1 protein-coding gene (running past one end of the window) is annotated in these 1445 nt (G+C 63.1%); it reads left to right on the top strand.

Annotation, left to right across the window (positions count from 1 at the left end):
• The first annotated feature begins 252 nt into the window (after positions 1 to 252).
• Positions 253 to 1445 carry the 5' portion of an MFS transporter gene (locus tag ACFFAR_RS27460; protein ID WP_375508843.1) on the top strand. The gene runs 88 nt beyond the window's last position, so 1193 of the gene's 1281 nt are visible here — the first part of the coding sequence; its start codon is at positions 253 to 255; the stop codon falls past the right edge of the window.

The following is a 1445-nucleotide window of genomic DNA, read 5'->3' on the forward strand; positions in this document are numbered from 1 at the left end:
CTGATGAGCGACGTCTCCCGGGATCTCACCGGACAGCCTCCACGCAAATAGAACAGGTAAGAATGCCGGTTTTGGACGACGATTCCATTTTTCCGAAAATTTTCAGTCGAATCTGAAAATACTGCAATCCTTTGTGAGACGGGGCTTCCGGGGTCTTAAGCGGTCGTAGAAATACTATTTACGTCGCACGGCGTGCCCAAACCTATGGGAAAATCACGCTTCTTCAGTAAGATCAACCCCGCACTTACCCCAATGTCCACCGAAGCCCCGCTGTCCCGACGCGCCGATCTCGCCATTACCGGCCGGATTGTCGCCGTCGTCGCTTTCACGTTCATTTGTTACCTGACCATCGGCATTCCGCTCGCAGTGCTGCCGGGTTTCGTGCATCTGAATCTCGAATATGGTTCAGTGATGGCGGGCGTGGCGATCAGCGTGCAGTACTTCGCGACGCTGGCATCGCGGCCACTCGCCGGGCGCGCCGCCGACAGCATCGGTCCGAAGCAAACCGTGTTGCGCGGACTGACCGCCTGTGGAATCAGCGGCGTGCTGTTGCTGTGCGCGGCGCTCGCCGAGCAATGGCATTCGGTGAGCCTCGCGCTGCTGATCGTAAGCCGGCTGGTGCTTGGATTTGGCGAGAGTCTCGTCGGCACGGGCGCGATCACGTGGGGTATCGGACGGGTCGGGCCCAATCAGAGCGGACGCGTGATCTCGTGGAACGGCATCGCCACTTATGGCGCGCTCGCGCTTGGTGCGCCGCTGGGCGTGGCGATGGAGCACACGCTCGGGTTTGCATCGCTGGGAACGTTCGTGATCGCGCTCGGCGGCCTCGGCTACTGGCTCGCCACGCGCATGGGTCCCGTGCCGGTGGTTCACGGCGAGCGCATGTCTTACCGGAGCGTGTTCTTCCGCGTGTTGCCGCACGGCATGGGGCTCGCGCTGGGATCGGCGGGATTCGGGTCCATCGCCACGTTCATCACCCTTTTCTACGCTGCGCATAACTGGCCGAACGCCGCGCTTTCGCTGACTGTGTTCGGCACGATGTTCGTCGGCGCGCGATTGCTGTTCGCGAACACCATCAAGGTCTTCGGCGGCTTTCGCGTTGCGATCGTGTCGTTCGCGTTCGAGTGCGTGGGCCTGCTGATGCTCTGGCTTGCCGCCGATCCGGCCTTTGCACTGGCCGGCGCCGCGCTGACCGGCTTCGGCTTCGCGCTGATCTTCCCGGCGTTGGGCGTCGAAGCGGTCGGACTCGTTCCGCCGGCAAGCCGCGGTGCGGCGTTATCGGCGTATTCGGTGTTCCTGGACTTGTCGCTGGGCGTGACCGGGCCGCTGGCCGGGTATGTCGCCGGGGAATTCGGCTTCAGCTCGGTGTACCTTTTTGCGGCGATTGCATCGGCGGCGGGCGTGGCGTTGACACGCGGATCGCTGAGCGTCGATGCCGGGACGGC

This window comes from uncultured Caballeronia sp., assembly GCF_964243625.1.
Classification (GTDB): Bacteria; Pseudomonadota; Gammaproteobacteria; order Burkholderiales; family Burkholderiaceae; genus Caballeronia.